At 71.0% G+C, this 16,893-nt stretch carries 12 protein-coding genes; 9 read left to right on the top strand and 3 right to left on the bottom strand.

Features of this window, described 5'->3' with window-relative positions; genetic code table 11:
- The first annotated feature begins 111 nt into the window (after positions 1 to 111).
- Positions 112 to 1,116, top strand: coding sequence for a DNA-3-methyladenine glycosylase family protein (locus tag AQJ84_RS21225; protein ID WP_030044449.1), 1,005 nt, complete (start codon positions 112 to 114; stop codon positions 1,114 to 1,116).
- A 143-nt stretch (positions 1,117 to 1,259) separates the two neighbouring features.
- Here AQJ84_RS21225 and AQJ84_RS21220 read toward each other — a convergent pair whose 3' ends face one another.
- Both AQJ84_RS21220 and AQJ84_RS21215 read right to left on the bottom strand, forming a co-directional pair.
- On the bottom strand, positions 1,260 to 2,342 hold the full coding sequence (locus AQJ84_RS21220) for a mannose-1-phosphate guanylyltransferase (RefSeq protein WP_030044448.1): 1,083 nt from the start codon (positions 2,340 to 2,342) through the stop codon (positions 1,260 to 1,262).
- 166 nt (positions 2,343 to 2,508) lie between these two features.
- Positions 2,509 to 4,047, bottom strand: coding sequence for a peptidoglycan recognition protein family protein (locus AQJ84_RS21215; RefSeq protein ID WP_030044447.1), 1,539 nt, complete (start codon positions 4,045 to 4,047; stop codon positions 2,509 to 2,511).
- A gap of 121 nt (positions 4,048 to 4,168) precedes the next feature.
- Between AQJ84_RS21215 and AQJ84_RS21210 the strand changes: the two genes are divergently transcribed.
- The 6 genes from AQJ84_RS21210 (at position 4,169) to AQJ84_RS21185 (ending at position 13,765) form a co-directional block, all read left to right on the top strand.
- The gene (locus AQJ84_RS21210; protein ID WP_030044446.1) at positions 4,169 to 4,924 is read left to right on the top strand and encodes a TIGR03089 family protein; all 756 of its coding nucleotides are present in this window, start codon (positions 4,169 to 4,171) and stop codon (positions 4,922 to 4,924) included.
- A gap of 194 nt (positions 4,925 to 5,118) precedes the next feature.
- A complete protein-coding gene (locus AQJ84_RS21205; RefSeq protein ID WP_078632369.1) occupies positions 5,119 to 6,402 on the top strand; it encodes an LCP family protein in 1,284 nt (427 codons plus the stop codon).
- 230 nt (positions 6,403 to 6,632) lie between these two features.
- Positions 6,633 to 8,378, top strand: coding sequence for an LCP family protein (locus tag AQJ84_RS21200; protein WP_079022662.1), 1,746 nt, complete (start codon positions 6,633 to 6,635; stop codon positions 8,376 to 8,378).
- A 76-nt stretch (positions 8,379 to 8,454) separates the two neighbouring features.
- Positions 8,455 to 10,149, top strand: coding sequence for an LCP family protein (locus AQJ84_RS21195; RefSeq protein ID WP_198536315.1), 1,695 nt, complete (start codon positions 8,455 to 8,457; stop codon positions 10,147 to 10,149).
- A gap of 198 nt (positions 10,150 to 10,347) precedes the next feature.
- Positions 10,348 to 12,048, top strand: coding sequence for an LCP family protein (locus AQJ84_RS21190; RefSeq protein ID WP_079022661.1), 1,701 nt, complete (start codon positions 10,348 to 10,350; stop codon positions 12,046 to 12,048).
- A 226-nt stretch (positions 12,049 to 12,274) separates the two neighbouring features.
- A complete protein-coding gene (locus tag AQJ84_RS21185) occupies positions 12,275 to 13,765 on the top strand; it encodes an LCP family protein (RefSeq protein ID WP_051870227.1) in 1,491 nt (496 codons plus the stop codon).
- A 15-nt stretch (positions 13,766 to 13,780) separates the two neighbouring features.
- On the opposite strand, the gene AQJ84_RS21180 is transcribed toward AQJ84_RS21185, so the two are convergent.
- Positions 13,781 to 14,818, bottom strand: a complete 1,038-nt coding sequence (locus AQJ84_RS21180; RefSeq protein WP_030044438.1) for a glycosyltransferase family 2 protein — start codon at positions 14,816 to 14,818, stop codon at positions 13,781 to 13,783.
- Between the two features lie 126 nt (positions 14,819 to 14,944).
- On the opposite strand from AQJ84_RS21180, the gene AQJ84_RS21175 reads away from it, so the two are divergent.
- On the top strand, positions 14,945 to 16,408 hold the full coding sequence (locus tag AQJ84_RS21175) for an LCP family protein (RefSeq protein WP_079022660.1): 1,464 nt from the start codon (positions 14,945 to 14,947) through the stop codon (positions 16,406 to 16,408).
- A 119-nt stretch (positions 16,409 to 16,527) separates the two neighbouring features.
- The gene (locus tag AQJ84_RS21170; RefSeq protein WP_030044435.1) at positions 16,528 to 16,887 is read left to right on the top strand and encodes a ferredoxin; all 360 of its coding nucleotides are present in this window, start codon (positions 16,528 to 16,530) and stop codon (positions 16,885 to 16,887) included.
- The last annotated feature ends 6 nt before the right edge of the window (positions 16,888 to 16,893 follow it).

Here is a 16,893-nt window from a genome sequence, read left to right as displayed (position 1 = left end):
AGCGGTGGGCCGTGGCTCTACTCTCGTAGGGCGCCTTACTCGTAGGGCGCCGCTACCGCTTCTCTCGCAGGGCGCCTCGCCTCTACCGCTTTCGACTCCGGGACTTCATTCGTGGCAGGACGGTTCACCCCTCGGCCCACGCGTACGACCGTGCGCGGTGGGGAGGTCGCCGTGCCCGCGGGGGTGCCGCGGCAGGCGTCGGCGGCGGGGCGGGTGCGGACGTGGGCGCCGGGGTTCCCGGTCGATCTCGGGCTGGTGCTCGGGCCGCTGCGGCGTGGACCCGCGGATCCCACCTTCCGGGCGATGCCCGACGGATCCGTGTGGCGGGCGAGTCTGACCCCGGCCGGGCCCGGCACGCTACGGGTCGCCGTGGTCGGTGGGGCGGTGCGCGGGGAGGCGTGGGGGCCGGGGGCGGAGTGGCTGCTGGAGCGGTTGCCGGGGATGTTGGGGGCGGACGACGATCCGTCCGTGTTCCTGCCTCGGCACCGGGTGGTGGCGGGGGCGTGGCATCGGCGGCCGGGGTTGCGGTTGACGCGTACCGGGCTGGTGCTGGAGTCGTTGATTCCGTCGATTCTCGAGCAGAAGGTCACGACCGACGAGGCGTATCGGGCGTGGCGGTCGCTGGTGCGGAAGTTCGGAGAGCCCGCGCCGGGGCCGGCGGCGGGCGGGCGCCTGTGGGTGATGCCGGCGCCTCGGACGTGGGCCTTGATTCCGTCCTGGGAGTGGCACCGGGCCGGGGTGGACAACAAGCGGGCGTCGACGATCCTGCGGGCCGTCCGGGTGGCCGCGCGGATGGAGGAGGCCGCGGGGATGGCTCCGGCCGCGGCGCAGGCTCGGCTGGAGGTCGTGTCCGGGATCGGACCGTGGACGTCGGCGGAGGTCGTACAGCGCAGTCACGGGGCGGCGGACGCGGTGACGGTGGGGGATCTGCATCTGCCGGGGATCGTCGGATGGGCGTTGGCCGGGGACCGGGACGCGGATGACGCGCTGATGTTGGAGCTGCTGGAGCCCTATGCGGGGCAGCGGCATCGGGCGGCTCGGTTGATTCTGTTGAGCGGGAGGGTTCCGGCTCGGCGGGCGCCGCGGATGCCGCGGGGGGATATCGGGCGGTTGTGACCCTGTGGCGACGCCCCGGGGGCGGCGGGGTGGGGGTGGTGCTGGGGGCTGCGCCCCCAGACCCCCGGGCCTGTGCCCACCCACCACGCGACTCGGTCGGCCGAGAGGTGGACCTCGTCCTCGGACGCCGGACGGGCTGAAAGCTACTGGTCCGACGAGAAGCGGACCGCCCCGGCCGGGATGCGGGCGTCGCACCAGATGCGCATGCCGTCACGGAGTTCGTTGTCGGGGCCGATGACCGCGCCGTCGCCGATGACCGTGCCGGTGAGGACGGAGCGTTCGCCGACGCGGGCCCGGGTGCCGATGAGGGAGTCGGTGATGACGGCGCCGGGTTCTATGACGGCGCCGGGCAGGATCGTCGAGCCGAAGACCCGCGCGCCCTCCGCCACGAACGCGCCCTCGCCGACCACCGTGCCGCCCGTGAGCTTGGCGTCCGGGGCGACGCGTGCCGTCGGCAGGACGAGGCGGTCACCGCAGCGACCGGGGATCGCGGGGGACGGGGCGCGGCCGAGGACGAGGTCGGCGGAGCCGCGGACGAAGGCGGCGGGCGTGCCGAGGTCCAGCCAGTAGGTGGAGTCGACCATGCCCTGAAGGTGGGCGCCGGCCGCCAGGAGGTCCGGGAACGTCTCCCGTTCCACCGAGACCGGGCGGCTCGCCGGGATCGTGTCGATCACCGAGCGGCGGAAGACGTAGGCCCCCGCGTTGATCTGGTCGGTGACGATCTCCTCGGGCGTCTGCGGCTTCTCCAGGAACGCCAGGACCTTGCCGGTCTCGTCCGTGGGAACCAGGCCGTAGGCGCGTGGGTCCGTGACCTGGGTGAGGTGGAGGGAGACGTCCGCGGACGTCCGTTCGTGCGTCTCCACCAGCGCCCTGATGTCCAGGCCGGTCAGGATGTCGCCGTTGAAGACGAGGACCGGGTCGTCGGGGCCGGAGTGCAGCCGGGAGGCCACGTTGCGGATCGCGCCGCCGGTGCCGAGGGGTTCGTCCTCCGTGACGTACTCGATGTGGAGTCCGAGGGCCGAACCGTCACCGAAGTACGGCTCGAAGACCTCGGCGAGATAGGAGGTGGCCAGCACTATGTGGTCGACGCCCGCCGCTCTCGCTCTCGCCAACTGGTGCGTGAGGAACGGGACCCCGCCCGCGCGGACCATGGGCTTGGGTGTGTGCACCGTGAGCGGGCGCAGCCGGGTGCCCTTGCCGCCGACCAGGAGTATCGCTTCTGTCACCTGTCGTCTCTGCTTCCTGCCGGGACCGGCCGAACTGTCTTTCGGCCGGCCAGTGTATGCAGACCGTTGTGCAGCGCCTTCGTCGGCCGTGCGGCATTCCGCCCTTGCCCCCCGACGGCGGTGAACGTGTCCCCCGGACAGACACCCGCGCAGTCCGGACGGTTGCCTAACGGCCCTGGTAGCGGGCCGCGGTCGAACGCGCCGAACCGAGCTTCCGGTACAGCTGCCATCCGGGACACGCCGTGGCGAAACCGTCCCGGTGACCGGAGATCACATTCAGTCGTACGTTCTTCCCCTTGCGGTAGAGATTGCCACCACCCGACTTCAGGTATGTCTTTCCGCGTGGATTGGCCCCGTGCAGGCCGAGCTTCCACGCGGTGAGCCTGGCGATGGCCTTCACCGCGGCGGCGGACGGCTTCTTGGAGCCGAAGCTGCCGAGGACGGCGATCCCCGCGCTGTTGGTGTTGAAACCCAGCGTGTGGGCACCCAGGACCGGCTTCGCCACGCCCCCCGCACGCCCCTCGTAGATGTTTCCGCACTTGTCGACGAGGAAGTTGTAGCCGATGTCGCGCCAGCCCATGCTCCTGACGTGGTAGCGGTAGATACCACGGATGACGGAGGACGCCTGCGCGCAGCGGTATCCGTTCCCGGACGCCGTGTGGTGCACGAAGGCCGCCTTGACCTTCTTCGTGTACACGAAGGTCCTCTCCCGCAGGCTCTCGTTCGCGCCCCAGCCCCGGCGGGTGACGATCCGCGGACGCGGGCCGATCTTGGGCTTCACGCGCTGCTCTTCGGGCAGCTGGGGGGTGCGCAGGGTGAGGAGTTCCTGCTCGGTCTCCTGCCGGGTCAGTGCCGGGATCTCCGTGGCGCCGAGCGGTGCCAGTCCGGCGTTGGCGGCGGAGGCGTCCGTCGCGGCCGGGGCTTCGACCGGTTCGGCGGTCGGGGCCAGATCGCGAGGGGCTTGAGGGGCTTGAGGGGCTTGAGGGGCTTGGAGGGCTTGGAGGGCTTGCCGGGTGCCGGCGGCGCCGAGGGCGGCGTCCGGGGTCGGGGGCTCGGCGTCCGGGGTGGTCGGGGGCTCGGCGCCCGGGTCGACGAGTTCGAGGCGGAGGCCGGAGGGGAGCGGGGCGGTGTCCGTCGCCGTATGGGGGCCGCGGGCGGTGTCCTCGACGCGGGGGGCCGGGGGTTCCGCGCGGACGCGGACCTCGACGCCGTCCGAGTCGCCCACCCACAGCGGTGCCGTCGCGCCGCGCACGCGGCCGGAGGTGCGCTCGGCGGTGCCCGGGTCGGCCGCGTGGTCGCCGTTGTGCGTCTCGACGTCCTGCCAGTCGGTCCAGGTGCCGGTGCCGGCGGCGCGGGTCCGGACCTGGACCCGGCCGTGGAGTTCGACGTCGGGGTCGTCCCAGATCACGCCGACGAGCGAGAAGCGCCGTACGTCCTGGCGGGACAGGCCCTGTTCGGCGGCGGGGCCGCGGACGCGGTCGTGGGTGGGTGACGGGAGGGGCGCGAGGGCGAGGGACTGGGTGCTGCCCGGCGCTTCCGCGCTCGGCACCTGTCTCGCGGTCGCGTCGGGGAGGACGGTCGCCGTCCGGACGGTCGCCGCGGTTGTCGCGGCCGCGGGCGGGGTCAGCGGAAGGGCCAGGGCCGCCGCACAGGTGACGCCGATCGAGGAAGCAAGGAATCCACGCATGCCCCTGATCTTGGACATAGTCATACATATCTGTCCATTGGGGAATTGACGGGCCGTCGGCTCCCGTTCCGCCGAACCGGTGGCGGTCCGTGGCCCCGTGAACCGGTGCGCCGCCGCGTGCCCGCGTACGCTTTCTCGGGTGAACGCCACCGATCGCACCCCTGCCGACCTGCTGCGTTCCGCGCTCGCCGCGGACCCCGGACGCCCCCTGGTGACCTTCTACGACGACGCCACGGGCGAACGTGTCGAATTGTCCGTGGCCACCTTCGCCAATTGGGTGGCCAAGACCTCGAACCTCCTCCAGGGCGAACTCGCCGCCGCGCCGGGCGACCGGGTCGCGCTGTTGCTGCCCGCGCACTGGCAGACGGCGGTGTGGCTGCTGGCGTGTTCGTCGGTGGGAGTGATCGCCGACGTCGACGGCGATCCGGCACTCGCCGACGTGGTGGTGAGCGGTCCCGAGGGACTGGAGGCAGCGCGTGCCTGTTCCGGCGAGCGCGTCGCGCTGGCCCTGCGGCCGCTGGGCGGACGGTTCCCGCAGCCGCCGGCCGGATTCGCCGACTACGCCGTGGAGGTGCCGAGTCAGGGGGACCGGTTCGTGCCGTTCGCGCCGGTCGACCCGGAGGAGCCGGCACTGATCGTCGCCGGGCGGGAGTTCAGCGCGGCCGAGGTCGTGGAGCGGGCCCGGGCGGAGGCGCCGGGGGTGGGGCTGACCGGGCCGGGGTCGCGGCTGCTGTCCGGGCTGCCGTTCGACACGTGGGAGGGGTTGAACGCCGGGCTGTACGCGCCGTTGGCCACCGGGGGGTCGGTGGTGCTGTGCCGGAACCTGGACCGGCTGGGCGAGGAGGATCTGGCGAAGCGCATCGAGAGCGAGCGGGTTTCGGTGACAGCTCGATAGGCGGGGTGACGGGCGGCGGTCTTTGGTTCGCGCCCGGCGCGGGTTCCGGCATCCCGCCGGGCGCCGGGGTGACGGGCGGCGGTCGCCCGTCACCCATTCGGCCCCCCTCCACCCACCCCCCGCCCCTCATCCGCGCCATGGTCGTAGAAGCAGCCGCACGACACGCTCGTACGCCATGAGGGATGGATCTCGACGTGACCGACACCGCAGGCGTGCCCACCGCGCCCCCCGGGGGTTCCGGAGGGGTCGGGCCTGGGGTGGGGGCGTCGGCGACCGGTGGAGGGTTGAGGCGCCGGCGTCGGCGGCGGTGGGCACAGGGAGTGGGGATCGGCCTCGTGGTGGTCGTACTCGCTGCCGGTGGGGCCGGGTGGGCGGTCTACGCGAAGCTGGACGGGAACATCACGTCGGACAACGCGGCGGCGGCCGAGCTGGCGCGATACGAGAAGGAGCGGCCCACCTCGCTGGTGCGGGGGGCGCGGAACATCCTGGTCATCGGGTCGGACTCGCGGTCCGGGAACGGTAACCGGCCGTACGGGCGGGATTCGGGGACCGAGCGGTCCGACACCACCATCCTGTTGCACCTGGCCGCCGGACGCGGCAGCGCCACCGCCGTCTCGCTGCCCCGCGATCTGATGGTGGACGTGCCGGGTTGCCGGCGGCGCGACGGCAGCCGGACCGAGCCCATGTTCGCGATGTTCAACTACGCCTTCCAGGTGGGGGGCTCGGCCTGCACGATCCGAACCGTGGAGCGGCTGACGGACATCCGGATCGACCACCACGTGGTCGTCGACTTCCACGGGTTCAAGGACATGGTCGACGCGGTCGACGGGGTCGAGGTGTGTCTGACCGAGCCCATCCACGACAAGGCGGCCAAACTGCGGCTCCCGGCGGGCCGGGTCACGCTCGACGGGGAGCAGGCCCTCGGCTACGTGCGCGCCCGCAAGACCCTCGGCAACGGCAGCGACACCGACCGGATGGACCGCCAGCAGCGGTTCCTCGGGGCACTGGTCAACAAGGTCCAGAGCGATGACGTCCTGCTGAATCCGGTGAAGTTGTATCCGGTGCTGGACGCGGCCACCTCGTCGTTGACGACCGACCCGGGACTGGCGAGTCTGCGCGGTTTGTACCAACTCGTGCGCGGACTGCGTGACATCCCCACCGAACGTGTGCAATTCCTTACGGTGCCGAGGGAGTCGTACGTCTACAACGCCAATCGCGACCAGCTCGTGGAACCCGAGGCGGAGCGGCTGTTCGAGCGGTTGCGGGCGGACCTGCCTGTCGAGGTCGCCGGCGAGGAGCCGGAGGACGGGGCGACGAAAGGCCTCAATTCGCCAGGAAACGACGGGAAAAGCACCGCGAACCCGGACGAGGGGGGCGGCGCGGAGACGGGCGGTGAGCGGTCCGGGGAGCCGGCCGGCGTCACTTCGCCCGCGCCCACCTTCCGCGGCAACACCGCCGCCGAGGACACCTGCGAGTAAAGCGTTCGCCAAGGTGGTGAAGGGCTGTCCGGGCAAATGGGCGGATTGCCCAGGTGTAGTGACGTGGAATTAATCACCGGCGTCGCCCACAGCCGAACAAGGCGGTTAGTGTGAGCGATCCGGTGCACCCGGCCAGAGGTCCAACCTGGGGTCGAGCACTGAGTGACCGAGACCCGAGCGCCTTGGAGGGGGAAGGCGCCGCGTGGCCCCGACGGAGGACTCAGACAACCGTGGACGCGCAAGGCCGTGGGCGGGCGGACGACATCGATCCCGCAGACCAGTGGGTGCTCAACCCGAACACCGGCGAATACGAACTGCGACTGAGCCCTTCCGCACCGCAGTCATCGCAGTCGGCCGTTCCGGGCCCCCGTAGATCCGCCACCCGCAGAGCGGGCGCGCCGGCGCGCGGCCGTACGGCGACTCCCGTGGCGCCGGAGGCTCCGGGCCGTGAGGTGCCGCCGCCGCGTCGGCGACGGGGTGCGCCCCCGGAGCCGTTGCCGGGCCGGCGCGGGCGCCGGCCGGTCAAGAAGAAGGGCAAGGCGAAGAAGGTCCTGTTGTGGACCGGCGGCACCATGGCGTTCGTGCTGGTGGCCGCCGCGGGCGCCGCGTACCTCTACATCGAGCACCTCAACGGCAACATCACGTCCGTCGCCGACGACGGCGCGAGCACCGGCGGCTTCCAGAAGGACAAGGCGATCAACATCCTGTTGATCGGCACGGACAAGCGCACCGGCTCGGGCAACGAGGGCTACGGCGACTCCGGCAGCGTCGGGCACGCCGACACCACGATCCTGCTGCACGTCTCCAAGGACCGTACGAACGCGACCGCGCTCAGCATCCCGCGCGACCTGATCGTCGACATCCCGGACTGTCCGACCACGCGGGAGGACGGCACCAAGGAGATCATCAAGGGCTCGACCGGCGTCCGCTTCAACACGAGCCTGGGCCAGGACGACCGCACGCCCAGCTGCACCATGCGGACCGTCACCGAGCTGACCGGCATCACCCCCGACAACTTCATGGTGGCCGACTTCAACGCGGTCAAGACGCTGACCACGGCGGTCGGCGGGGTGGACGTCTGTCTGGGCAAGGACATCAACGACCCGGACTCGCACCTGAACCTGAAGAAGGGGATGCAGCACATCTCGGGCGAGAACGCGCTCGCGTTCGTGCGCACCCGGCACGCGGTCGGGTTCGGTGGCGACCTGAGCCGGATCACCCTGCAGCAGAACTTCCTCAGCGCGCTGATGCGGAAGCTGAAGTCCAACGACACGCTGTCCAGTCCGTCGAAGATGATCAAGCTGGCCGAGGCGGGGACGAAGGCGCTGACCGTCGACGCCCAGCTCGACAGCATCAACAAGCTGAAGGACCTCGGTCTGGAGCTGGGCAAGCTCAACGTCAAGAACCTGACGTTCACCACGGTGCCGGTGGTCGACAACCCGGCGGAGAAGGTGAAGGCGACGGTCGTCCTCAACGACGCGTCGGCCCCCCAGGTCTTCGACATGATCAAGAACGACGTGTCGTTCACCGCGGTCAAGACGCAGAAGAAGAAGGAGGCCGCCGCCGTGGCCGCCCGGCTCAAGGGCACCAAGGCCGACGCCTCCGAGGTGCGGGTGCGCATCTTCAACGGCGGTGCGGCGGCCGGCAGCGCGCAGGCGGAGCTCGAGTACCTGCAGAACGACGAAGGCGTGCTGAAGTCCGAGAACGCGGGCAACGCGGACAAGGAACTGAAGAAGACGACGCTCGAGTACGCGCCCGAGCAGGCCGACCAGGCCCGCCGGCTCGCCGCCATCATGGGCCTGTCCGGCTCGGCGCTGAAGCCGGGCGAGAGCGTGGCCAACTCACAGGGCCTGCCGACGATGACGCTGACTCTGGGCGAGGACTTCAAGGAGGCCGGTGTGTCGCTGACCACACCGACGAAGGCGCCTGAGGGGGTTCAGCAGTCCACAGCGGACAAGGTCGAGTGCGCCAAGTGACCTGACGGGCCTGCCTTGCGTCTTACCGGGCGTAGGAGCAGGCCCGTTCGATGGCGCGAGGGTGGGGAGACAGGGGATGACGCACAGCAGTGTGCACGGGGAGGGAACGCGGCCGGGTGTCCGGCGCGCGAGTGAGCCGGGGCGGGAGGGCGACCGTCGTGGGGACGACGGGGGCGGCTCCGGCAGACCCGGCGGCCCCTCGCGGGGCGGGGACGGCGGGCACGGCGGCCGGCGCAGCCGACGGCGGCCCAGACGCAAACACCGGGTGCTGCGCTGGTCGGCGACGAGTCTCGCGGTGCTGATACTGGGGACGGCCGGCGCCGGATACCTCTACTACCAGCACCTCAACGGCAACATCCAGAAGGGCGAGCGCAGCGGTGGCGACTCCAAGGCGCGCAGGACCGAGCCGAACGCGGCCGGGCAGACGCCGCTGAACATCCTGATGCTCGGCTCCGACAGCCGCAGCTCGGACGCGAACGTGGCACTCGGCGGCGGCAAGGACACCCGCGACAACCCGCCGCTGGCCGACGTGCAGATGCTGATCCACCTCTCCGCGGACCGCAAGAGCGCCGCGGTGGTGAGCATCCCGCGTGACACCCGGGTCGACATCCCGGCGTGCAAGGACCCGGACACCGGCAAGACCTACGCGGCGACCAACGACATCATCAACACCACGCTGGGCCGCGGCGGAGCCGGCTGCACGCTGACCACCTGGGAGAACCTCACCGGGGTCTACATCGACCACTGGATGACGATCGACTTCGCGGGCGTGGTGAGCATGGCGGACGCCATCGGCGGCGTCGAGGTCTGTGTGAACCAGAACGTGTGGGACCGCCCGCTGCCCCGCGTGCCCGGCGGCTCCGGCCTGAAGATGAAGGCCGGCTCGAAGAAGGTCAAGGGGGAGCAGGCCCTGCAGTGGCTGCGTACCCGGCACGCCTGGGGCAGCGACCCGCTGCGGGCCCGGGCCCAGCACATGTACATGAACTCGATGATCCGCACGCTGAAGGACCAGAACGTCTTCACCGACGGCGGTCGGCTGATGGGCCTGGCCGAGGCGGCCACCAAGTCCCTGAAGGTCTCCGAGGAGATCGCCTCGGTCAAGGAGCTGTACGACCTCGGCATGCAGCTCAAGACGGTGCCCACCAACCGCATCACCATGACGACGATGCCGACCGTCGAGGATCCCGAGGACGCCAACCACCTGCTGCCGGCCGGGGCCGACGCCGAGAAGATGTGGGCGATGCTCCGCGACGACGTGCCGTTCGACGACAAGGGCGGCGAGAGCGCGAAGACGAAGGCCACGCAGACGGCGAGCACGACCGGCTCCGACCAGGCCACCGACGATCCGGCCGCGGCGAAGGGCGAGATCGGCGTCCTGGTGCAGAACGCCACCCGCTCCGACACCCTCGGCCCGGTCAGCGGCCGGGCGAGTGACATCGCCCGGGCGCTGGTGGGCAAGGGGTTCACCAAGGCGACTACGGACACCACGGCGGCGCTCGCGGAGGCGCGGACCCTCGTGCGCTACCCGAGCGCCGAACTCGCGGGCGACGCCCGGGCGGTGGCCAAGTCCCTCGGGATCCCGACGAGTTCGGTGCAGAAGTCGACGGACGTCTCCGGCGTCACCGTCGTGGTCGGCGCCGACTGGCGCAGCGGCACCGGCTACCCGAAGCAGGAGACCCCGAAGGCCGGCGACCTCCCGGGCAACTCCGACGCCATCAACGGCTCGGACACCGAACAGTGCATGGACGTCTACAAGCCCTACCGCTGGTAGTCGAACCGGCCTGGCGCACCCGTTTTTCGAGCCCTCTTTCGAACTTCTCCCAAAAAAACACAAAGAAATAGGAGGGATTGCCCGGTTGTAGGGGCGCGGATATTCGTCATGGGGCCACTCGTCGCCGAATCGTGCGGATAGTGTGAGCGATCGAGTGGGGTAGGCGCCGTGTGGCCCTGACGAAGGATTCGGACAACCTTGGACGCACCAGGCCGTGGGCGGGCGGAGCACATCGACCCCGCAGACCAGTGGGTACTCAATCCGAACACCGGTGAATACGAACTGCGGTTGACGCCCTCAGCGCCGCGCCGGACCGTTCCCCAGCCCCGTGGCGGCCGTACGGCGCCACCCACGGCGCCGGGCCGCGACGTCCCGCCACCGCGCAGACGCACACCCGCTCCCGACCCCGAGGAGCCGTTGCCGGGCAGGCGCGGACGCCGGCCGGCCAAGAAGAAGTCCGGGGCGAAGAAGGCCCTGTTGTGGACCGGCGGCACCATGGCGTTCGTCCTGGTGGCCACCGCGGGCGCGGGTTACTTCTACCTCAAGCACCTCGAGGGCAACGTCAGGACGACGGACGTCGGTGACGCGGGCGCCAGCAACTTCAGGAAGGACGAGGCCTTCAACATCCTCGTCGTCGGCACCGACAAGCGCACCGGCGAGGGCAACGAGGGCTACGGCGACAAGGGCAGCGCCGGCCACGCCGACACCACGATCCTGCTGCACGTGTCCAAGGACCGCACGAACGCGACCGCGCTCAGCATCCCGCGCGACCTGATCGTCGACATCCCCGAGTGCACGGCGACCAAGGACGACGGCAGCAAGGTGACCGTGGCGGCCCTGCAGGGGGTGCGCTTCAACCGGAGCCTCGGGGAGGGCGGCCGGGACGCGGGCTGCACCATGCGCACGGTGAAGGAGGCCACCGGCATCGCGCCGGACCACTTCATGATGGCCGACTTCAACGCCGTCAAGACGCTGACGTCGGCGGTGGACGGCGTGGAGGTCTGTGTGACCAAGGCCGTCAACGACAAGGAGTCGAAGCTCGTCCTTCCGAAGGGCGAGTCCACGGTCGAGGGCGAGCAGGCCCTCGCCTTCCTGCGCACCCGGCACAGCTTCGGCAACCAGGGCGACCTCGACCGCATCAAGGTGCAGCAGCAGTTCCTGGGCTCGCTGATGCGCAAGATGTCCTCCGGTGACACCCTCACCAGTCCCAGGAAGCTGCTGAAGCTGGCCGAGGCGGCCACCGAGGCGCTGACCGTCGACTCCGCCCTCGGAGACGTCAACACGCTCAAGGACGTGGCCCTGGAGCTGAAGAAGGTGCCGCCGAAGAACATCACCTTCACCACGATCCCGGTGCGGGACAACCCCGCCGAGAAGATCAAGGCGACGGTGGTCGTCGACGAGGCGACCGCGCCCCAGGTGTTCGACATGATCAAGAACGACATCTCGTTCACCGAGGTCAAGGCGCAGAAGAAGAAGGAGGCGGCCGCCGTGGCCGCCCGGCTCAAGGGCACCAAGGCCGACGCCTCCGAGGTGCGGGTGCGTGTCTTCAACGGGGGTGCCGCCTCCGGCAGCGCGCAGCAGCAGCTGGACTGGCTGCAGAACAGCGCGGGCGTCACCAAGTCCGAGAACGCGGGCAACGCGGACGCCGACCAGGCGAAGACGACCCTCGAGTACGCGCCCGACCAGGCCGACCAGGCCCGTCGGCTGGCCGACATCATGGGGCTGTCCGGCTCGGCGATGAAGCCGGGCGAGAGCGTGGCCAACGCGCAGGGCCTGCCGACGATGACGCTGATCCTGGGCGAGGACTTCAAGGGCGCGGGCGTGCCGCTCGACGCAGCCTCGGCGAAGACGCCGGACGTGCCGAAGTCCACCGCCGACGAGGTCCAGTGCGCGAGCTAGCAACCGTTTGAGGCCGTAGAGCAACCTCACGGGCCCGTCGTATGTCTCCAGGACGTACGGCGGGCCCGTGTCATGGCCTGAAGAGGGCGAACCGGGTGGGGAAAAGGGCGGAGGACGGGCAGTGACGCGGAACAGTGTTCGGGAGGTCGAACGGGCCACCAGAGAGGTCGGCGGGGCCGGTGGGGGTGACGCCGGTGCCGCTGCGGGACGGCGCGGCGGGAGCCGGGTGCCTCGCGGGAACGGGCTGCTGCGCTGGTTCACCGTGTCCCTCGCCGTGCTGACCATGGGCGCGGCCACCGCCGGGTACCTCTACTACCGGCACCTGAACGACAACATCCGGCAGGAGGAGCTGAACCTGGGCGACAACAAGGTCGCCGAACCGACGCCGAACGCCGCCGGACAGACCCCGCTGAACATCCTGCTCATCGGCTCCGACGCCCGCGACACCGAGGAGAACCAGCAACTGGGCGGCGCCCGCGAGACGTTCGGCTCCAAGCCGCTCGCGGACGTGCAGATGCTGGTGCACCTGTCCGCCGACCGCTCCAACATGTCGGTCGTCAGCATGCCCCGCGACACCCTGGTGAAGATCCCGAAGTGCACCGACCCGGACGACGACGAGGTGTACCCGGCGAGCGAGGGCCGTGTCATGACCAACCAGAGCCTCGGCCACGGCGGGCCCGGCTGCACGGTGGCCACCTGGCAGGAGCTCACCGGCATCCACATCGACCACTTCGTGATGGTCGACTTCGCGGGCGTGGTGTCCATGGCGGACGCCGTCGGCGGGGTCCCGGTGTGCGTGGACGCCAACATCCTCTCCCGCGACAGCCAGGGCCACGGCTCCGGTCTGAAGCTGAAGAAGGGCACCACCTCGGTGAAGGGCGAGCAGGCCCTGCAGTGGCTGCGCACCCGCTACGGCTTCGAGGACGGCAGTGACCTCGCCCGCTCCAAGGCCCAGCACATGTACATGAACTCGATGGTCCGGACGCTGCGCGAGAACGCCACCCTCAGCAGCCCGAACAAGCTGCGCAGGCTCGCCGAGAAGGCCACCGAGGCGCTGACGGTCGACCCGGGCCTCGACACCGTCAAGAAGCTCTACGACCTCAGCGACGAGCTGCGCAAGGTCGAGCCGGAGCGCATCACCATGACCACGATGCCCAACCGGTACGTCGGTGCCCGCGTCGAGCCCACCGAGGACGCCCGGAAGCTGTTCCGGCTGGTGCGGGAGGACATCGCGCTGGACGGCAAGGACGAGAGGAAGGCGGCCCCGAGCCCGTCGGCGACCGCGTCCGGCGACCCCGCCGCCGACGACGACAGGATCGGGATCCTCGTCCAGAACGGCACCCGCACCGACACGCTGGGCGTGGCGGGCGGACGTGCGAGCACGGTGGCCGGGCTGCTGGCCGAGGAGGGCTTCACCAGGGCCACCGCGGACACCGCGTCGGCGCTGAGCGAGGAGCGTACGGTCGTCCGCTACCCGAGCGCCGAGCTGGCGGGCGACGCGCGGCGCGTCGCCGAGGCCCTGGGGATACCGGCGAGCTCGGTGGAGCGGTCGACGGACGTGTCCGGGGTCACGCTCGTCGTCGGCGCCGACTGGCGTACCGGGACGGCCTACAAGGCGCCCACGGAGGACGACACGACCCCCGAGTCCGCCGAGGCCCTCAACGGCGCCGACACGGACGCCTGCATGCATGTGAGCCCGGGGTTCACCTGGTCCTGACGGCCGGCGGACCCGCTAGTGCGTGCCGGCGTCCGCGTGCACCGCGGGGCGCCGGCTCGCGATCACCTTGCGGGCGAGCGAACGGGGGCTGGTCAGGAAGCCCCACCCCCACGACATGTGCATGGTGGCGAGGGCGACGGGGATCTGCAGCCGTGCCTTCAGCGGCAGCCCCTTGCCGGCGGGCAGGGACCCGAGGACGATCGCCGCGAGGTAGCCGCCCGGGATCACGAAGCCCCAGGGCGTCAGCGCCGCGCCCACCACGAGGCCCGCCGCGATCGCGCACACCGCGGTCGGCGGGGCGAGGTAGCGCAGGTTGATGGAGCCCTCGTGGTAGCGGGCGACGACGTGCCGCCAGCGGCCGTAGTCCTTGTACTGCTTGGCGAGGGCCTTGACCGAGGGCCTCGGGCGGTACGACACCTTCAGCTCGGGCGAGAACCAGATGAGGCCGCCTGCCTCGCGGATCCGGAAGTTGAGCTCCCAGTCCTGGGCGCGGATGAACTCCACGTTGTACCCGCCCTGTTGTTCCAGGGCCTCGCGCCTGAAGACACCGAGGTAGACGGTCTCGGCCTGCTGGGCCGCGCCGCCGGTGTGGAAGGCGGCGTTGCCGACCCCGATCTTCGAGGTCATGGCGGCGGCGACCGCGTGCTCCCAGTCGTTCTCACCCTCGGCGTGCATGATGCCGCCGACGTTCTGCGCGCCGGTCTCCTCCAGGAGCCGTACGGCGGTGGTGATGTAGTTCGGCGAAAGCATGCCGTGGCCGTCGACGCGGACGACGACCGGGTGGCGGGAGGCCTTGATCGCGGCGTTGAGGGCGGCCGGCGTGCGACCGGTCGGGTTCGGGACGGTGTGGACGCGGGGGTCTTCGCTCACGAGCTCGGCGGCGATCTCGTCCGTACGGTCCGTGGAGGGACCGAGGGCGATCACGACCTCCATCTCGCCGGCGTACTCCTGCTCGAGGATCGCTTGGACGGCTCCGCGCAGGTGCCGTTCCTCGTTGAGGACGGGCATGATCACAGACACGGCGGGGAGCTGCACGTCGGGCTTGGCGTTCATAGACGGCAAACGTTACCGCGAACGGGGGACACGAGTGCGCCCCGCCCGGGTGGTGCACCGGACAGCAGATCGTATGGGCCTACGGTGCTCAAGATCCCACGTCCGGCCCCAGCGGAGGTGTCCCCCATGCCCACGCCGCCCCGCTCCCCCGTCGACCGTCCCCGGCGCCGCCCGCAGCCGCCCGGGCCGTCGCGGTCCCTCGTACGACGGAAGAAGCCGCGCTGGGCCATGCGGGCGGTGACCACGCTGTCGGTGGTCGTGCTCGCCTCGGCCGGGATCGGCCACGCGGTGGTGACCAGCCTGGACGCGGACATCGCCCGGGTCGATCCCTTCAAGGACATGAAGAACCGCCCGCAGGCCGGCCACGGCATGAACGTGCTGCTCGTCGGCACCGACGGCCGCGACCGGATCACCGAGGCCGAGCGGCGGAAGTACCGGCTCGGCGGCGCCCCCTGCCACTGCACCGACACGATGATGATCGTGCACATCTCGGAGGACCGGGAGCGGGCGAGCGTGGTGAGCCTGCCGCGCGACTCGTACGCGATGACGCCCTCGCACACCGACCGGACGACCGGGAAGCGGCACCGCGGGCACCCCCTCAAGCTGAACGCGGCGTACGCGGAGGGCGGGCCGAACCTCACCGTGCGCACCGTGGAGAGCATGACCCGCGTGAAGATCGACCACTATCTGGAGGTCGACTTCACCAGCTTCATGAAGACGGTGGACGTGATCGGCGGGGTCAAGATCTGCACCGCCGAGCCGCTGAAGGACACGTACACCGGTCTCGACCTCGCGACCGGCACCCACACCCTCCGAGGCGGGCAGGCCCTGCAGTACGTCCGCGCCCGGCACGTCGACGGGGCCTCCGACCTCGGTCGGATGCAGCGCCAGCAGCGGTTCCTGGCCGCGCTGGTCGACCGCACCACGTCCTCCGGAATCCTGCTGAACCCGATGAAGTTCCGGGACATCACCCGGGCGGTGCTGGGCTCGGTGCGGGCCGACAAGGAGTTCGGCACGGGCGAGCTGCTCGACCTCGGGCGGGCGATGCGCAACTTCTCCCCCTCCTCCTCCGAGTTCACGACCGTGCCGATCGGGCAGATGGGATACGCCGTCGAGGGCGTCGGTTCCACGCTGAAGTGGGACGCCCGTAAGGCGGGCCGTCTCTTCAAGGCCCTGCGCGACGACAAGCCGCTGTCCGCGCCCAAGCCGCGGAACCAGGCGCTGCGCGTGGACGTGGCCCCGCAGCAGATCCGGGTCCAGGTGGAGAACGGCACGGCGACCCCCGGCCTCGGCAGGCGGGTGGACGCGGCCCTCGCCGCGACGGGCTTCGCCACCACGCGGCTACCGGTGAACGCCGCCGACCGCACCCTGAAGCGCACGGTCGTCGCCTACGACCCGCGCTGGGACCGCTCCGCGAAGTCCCTGGCGGCCGCGCTGCCGGGCAGCGAGCTGCGGGCCGTCGAGGGGCAGGGCGCGACGCTGAAGGTGATCGCCGGGGCGGACTTCCGGGAGGTGCGCAAGGTGCGGGCGGTGGATCCCGCGCAGGGCGAGTTCGGGGTGCTGCGGGGCGACGAGGCGCTGTGCCCGTAGGCGTTCGGGGGCGGGCGGGGCGGATTCCTCCGCTCCGCCCCGTGGCGGAGGCGGGCCGACAGGCGTAGGACGGAAGGGCGGGAGCCGGTCCCGCGGTTCCCGCCACCGGAGGAGGAACCATGCAGCAGCCCACCGCGACCCCACTCAGCAAGGAAATGCAGGACTGCGTCGAGGCGTGCATGTCCTGTCACAGCGCATGCGAGGAGACGATGAGCTCCTGTATGCAGATGGGCGGCCAGGCCCAGATGCAGATCATGCGCGCCCTCATCGACTGCTCCGAGACGACCCGCATGTGCTCGGACATGATGATGCGCCGCTCGTCCCTCTCGGCCGAGATGTGCGCCCTGTGCGCCAGGGCCTGCGACATGTGCGCCGAGGCCTGCATGTCCATGCCCGACGACCCGCAGATGACGGCCTGCGCCGCGGCCTGCCGCCGCTGCGCGCAGACCTGCCGCGCGATGGCCGGCGCCACGATGTGACCCGGC

The sequence above is a fragment of the Streptomyces resistomycificus genome (assembly GCF_001514265.1).
In the GTDB taxonomy this organism is placed as follows: Bacteria; Actinomycetota; Actinomycetes; order Streptomycetales; family Streptomycetaceae; genus Streptomyces; species Streptomyces resistomycificus.
The sequence above is the reverse complement of the archived record's forward strand: the minus strand, read 5'-3'. Positions and strand labels throughout refer to the sequence as shown.

Coding starts and splice junctions, on each gene's coding strand:
- AQJ84_RS21215 (WP_030044447.1), bottom strand. CDS start 4,047: ATGTCCAAGATCAGGGGCATGCGTGGATTCCTTGCTTCCTCGATCGGC.
- AQJ84_RS21195 (WP_198536315.1), top strand. CDS start 8,455: ATGACGCACAGCAGTGTGCACGGGGAGGGAACGCGGCCGGGTGTCCGG.
- AQJ84_RS21180 (WP_030044438.1), bottom strand. CDS start 14,818: ATGAACGCCAAGCCCGACGTGCAGCTCCCCGCCGTGTCTGTGATCATG.
- AQJ84_RS21175 (WP_079022660.1), top strand. CDS start 14,945: ATGCCCACGCCGCCCCGCTCCCCCGTCGACCGTCCCCGGCGCCGCCCG.
- AQJ84_RS21170 (WP_030044435.1), top strand. CDS start 16,528: ATGCAGCAGCCCACCGCGACCCCACTCAGCAAGGAAATGCAGGACTGC.